At 32.2% G+C, this 3,815-nt stretch carries 5 protein-coding genes; all 5 read right to left on the bottom strand.

Annotated elements, in window-relative coordinates:
* A partial coding sequence (gene rpsF, locus ENO17_03325; GenBank protein ID HER24068.1) for a 30S ribosomal protein S6 occupies positions 1 to 251 on the bottom strand: 251 nt, incomplete at its 3' end.
* A gap of 205 nt (positions 252 to 456) precedes the next feature.
* On the bottom strand, positions 457 to 645 hold the full coding sequence (locus ENO17_03320; GenBank protein HER24067.1) for a DUF951 domain-containing protein: 189 nt from the start codon (positions 643 to 645) through the stop codon (positions 457 to 459).
* 422 nt (positions 646 to 1,067) lie between these two features.
* Complete coding sequence (locus ENO17_03315) at positions 1,068 to 2,291, bottom strand: insulinase family protein (GenBank protein HER24066.1); 1,224 nt, start codon at positions 2,289 to 2,291, stop codon at positions 1,068 to 1,070.
* 101 nt (positions 2,292 to 2,392) lie between these two features.
* Positions 2,393 to 3,220 (bottom strand): rod shape-determining protein MreC, encoded by an 828-nt coding sequence (gene mreC / locus ENO17_03310; protein ID HER24065.1) that lies wholly within the window; start codon positions 3,218 to 3,220, stop codon positions 2,393 to 2,395.
* A 155-nt stretch (positions 3,221 to 3,375) separates the two neighbouring features.
* Positions 3,376 to 3,815, bottom strand: a 440-nt coding sequence (locus tag ENO17_03305; GenBank protein HER24064.1) for a rod shape-determining protein, incomplete at its 5' end; no start/stop codon positions are given.

The raw sequence follows: 3,815 nt of genomic DNA, 5'->3' as shown, positions 1-3,815 counted from the left end.
CTCTCTTCTAACTTTATAACTCTCTCCATTTCTGTAATCATTTTTTCATCCACATTAAAATTTAAGACTATATAAATTGCCTCTGTAAAATCCTTGATTTCAAAAGCTAATTTTCTTTTGCCCCATTTATTTACCTTGGTTATTTCTCCCTTGGAGTCGATAATAAGCTTTTTTAATTTATCTAATAGGGAGTCTAATTCTTTGTCTTCTAACTGGGGATTTATGGCAAGCATTATTTCATAACTTCTCATCTGTTGACACCTCCTTTCGGTTTAATCAGCCCCTGAATAATTCAGGAACAAGGAAATTGAAAATGTAAAACGATATATATTATATCATAGATTTTTTTGATATCAAGTTTTTTATTTAATATAGTATTGAGTATCAAGTTAAGAAAGAGAAAGAAAAGATAGAAAAATTTTAGGGCATAAAGTCAAAAAAACATCTACTTTTTTCTTAATCCCGAGGGATAATTTCTCTAATCTTCCTTTCTAATTTTACTCGAGGAACCAGGACCTTTCTATTACAGCAAAGACATTTTATGCCAATATCAATGCCAGTCCTGGTAATTTCCCAATGGAAACCACCGCAAGGATGTTTCTTCTTTAACTTAATAATATCTCCCATTCCTAATTTTAAAGGCATTTTACTATATCCTTATGCATCAATTTACCAATTCACCGATTAAATTCGTCGTTAGTCGTTAGTATTAAATTCAAGATACAACATAATATAATCAACTAATTCGCCGATTTACCGATTTGCCAATGCACCGATTAAATTAGTCGATTAGATATTGTTATGGTACAAGTCGTTAATGCTTGATTAGCGTATAGTGTACAGCGTATAGGCGAAAAGCTAAAAACGAAAAACTAATAACTAAAAACAAGCTTTTTATCTTGTTTTTATCTTGTACCTTGCATCTTGTAAATTGCAATCTGTAACCCGAAACTTATTACTTTTCAACTATTACTCATCACTTGTACTATAACAATATCTTATTACTGTATTTTAACTGGCTAACCGGTAATTGGCAAACTGGGGGTTAACTGTGTAATCAAATAAAATCACAATTCTTGTAGGAGAGAATTGTATTCTTCCTTATCCTTTTCTTTGAAGGGACCGACAATAGATAAATTTATTTTATCTTTAATAAAAATATGTTGTGCCATTTTCTGAATATCTGTTACTTTTACTTCTTCAATTTTTTCTTTTATTTCGTCAAACGTCGAAACTCTATCGTGCAAAAGCATCCTGTTCCCCATCCAAAATGCCCGGTTTAAGGGGCTTTCCAAACTTAAGATTAATGCACCTTTATACATTTCTTTTGCTTTTCTCAATTCATCTTCTTTTAAATTATTATCTTTTATCTGGTTAAGCTCCTCTAAAATTGTCTGGATAGTTTCTCTCAGTTTATTTGAATCGATGCCAGCATAAATATTAAAAGCGCCGATATCGTTAAAATACTGAACAAACGAATGGATATCATATGCCAAACTTTTTTTCACTCTTATTTTCTGAAAAAGCCGCGAACTCAATCCCGAACCCAATATTATATCTAACAGATCCAGAGAGTATTTATCGGGATCCAAGCGAGAAATTCCGGGAAAACCAAAAGAAAGATGGGTCTGATTACTCTTTTTAAATTTTATCCCTATTTGAGTATTTTTCTGATGATCCTTCGCAGGTAAATAATTTTTAATTTCACCTTCTCTAATTGTTTTAAAATATTTTTCAGCCTGCAGCACTACTTTTTCTGTCTTAATATTACCAGCCGCACTTATTACCAGATTGTTCGGACGATAAAAAGTATTTATATATGATAAAAGGTCTTCTCTTTGAATATTGACTATGCTCTTTTCTTCTCCGAGAATAGGTTTTCCCAAAGGATGATTTTTCCACATTATCTTATCCAATAAGATTTCCACTAATTCCTCTGGTATATCCTGATATTTTTTAATTTCTTCGACTATTATGTTTTTTTCCACACGAAGGTCTTCTTCTCTTATTAATGAATCTATTATGATATCGGCTAACACCTCAAAAGCAACTTCAAATTGTTCCTTGGGAACTTTGGCATATAGATAAGTTATCTCTTTAGAAGTAGAAGCGTTTATCTCTCCGCCAATACCTTCTATAGCCTGAGATATTTCAAAAGTATCCTTTCTCTTGTTGGTACCTTTAAACAACATATGTTCGATTAAGTGAGAAATTCCTTGATGTTTTTGTTTTTCATACCTTGATCCAGTTCCTATTCCGAAAACAATTGCCGTTGACTCTACATAAGGCATTTCTTCTGCTATGATTCTTAAGTTATTTTCTAATTTTATGGTTTTATAAATGGTACTTTCTCCCTTTAAATTATTTGTTAGTGTAGCTCTTCCTTAAAGTGCTACTCGGATATTTTTACCACAAATACTTCTTCTAGTTTAGTAAAATCTACCTCTGGTCTTACTATTACTTTTTGAAACAGATCATGGCTTTCCTTTTTTATCCCAACTATCTTACCAATAATAATGCCCTTGGGGAAAATGCTTCCTAATCCGGAAGTGATTACTACATCATTTATTTTTATATCGGCATCATTGGATAGATATTCTATATAGCAATAATTGCTTTCACTCCCCTTCACGACCCCTATATCTCTCGATCTCTGGGTCATACCTCCTACAGCACTTCTTTGATCTAAAATTAATAATATTTTTGCTGTTCGGGAATCCGCACTAACCACCCTACCTACCAATCCGCGATGAGTTGCTACCGCCATGTTCTTCTCTACTCCATCGGCTACTCCTTTATCGATAATTATACTATTGAACCAATTCCCCGGTTCTCGGCTGATTACCAAAGAGGGAATCATTTCATAAGAAAAAGCTTCTTTAAGTTCTAGGAGTTTTTTCAATCGATCATAAGCTATTAATTTTTCTTTTAGGATAGCGTTTTCCTGATAGGTAATTTCATATTTTTCTCTTAGTTCTTTATTCTCTTCTTCTACTTTCTTAAAATCAGCTATAGCTTTTACATAGTTTTTTGTATTATCAATAACTAAAGTTATCCCCCGATTAATGGGGGAAAAAAGTTTCAATCCAATGCTCTCTAACCAATTAAGGTAGGTTTTACCATGATAATCGATAGTCATTATAAATATAGTTATAATAATTAGTAAAGTAAAAATTACTAAAGTGTCGTTTTTAGAAAAAAATTTTTTCAAATTTCCCATTCCTCGATTGTTCAATCTACCAATTGGCCAATTAAATTAGCTCACCGGCAATTCAGTTTTTCATTAAATTGTATAATATGTGATAAGTAGCCTGTTTTAAAACTTAAAAACATAAACTCATTACTTGTACTATATTTTTAACGCTCTAGGTTAATTTACACTGTTCTATTTGTTCTAATCAAAACTCCTTGATAAAAATTAAAATTCTCTAAAACCTTTCCTATCCCCTTAATAACACAGTAGACCGGTTTGGGAGATACAAAAACCGGAATACCTATCTCTTCTTGTAAAAGCTCTGGTAAACCTACTAAAAGTGCACCTCCACCAGTCATAATTATACCCTTATCCACAATGTCTGAGATCAATTCAGGAGGTGTTTTTTCCAAGGCTATTCTTACGATATTTGCAATTATTCTTAAGGGCTCAGAAAGAGCCTCCCTGAGCTCATCTTTGGAAATTTTAATTATTTTGGGAAGACCTGCAACTTTGTCTCTACCCCTTATTTCATAATCACCATTTTCTCTATCTTTTGTATTATTAGATAAACCAAGCTTAATTTCTTCAGCCGTTAAATCACCAATATATAGATTATGAG

The sequence above is a fragment of the Candidatus Atribacteria bacterium genome, from assembly GCA_011056645.1.
Lineage (GTDB): Bacteria > Atribacterota > Phoenicimicrobiia > Phoenicimicrobiales > Phoenicimicrobiaceae > Sediminicultor > Sediminicultor quartus.
Note: the sequence above shows the minus strand (reverse complement) of the source record. Positions and strands in the feature narration are given on the sequence as shown.

Coding starts and splice junctions, on each gene's coding strand:
- ENO17_03320 (HER24067.1), bottom strand. CDS start 645: ATGCCTTTAAAATTAGGAATGGGAGATATTATTAAGTTAAAGAAGAAA.
- ENO17_03315 (HER24066.1), bottom strand. CDS start 2,291: ATGCCTTATGTAGAGTCAACGGCAATTGTTTTCGGAATAGGAACTGGA.
- mreC (HER24065.1), bottom strand. CDS start 3,220: ATGGGAAATTTGAAAAAATTTTTTTCTAAAAACGACACTTTAGTAATT.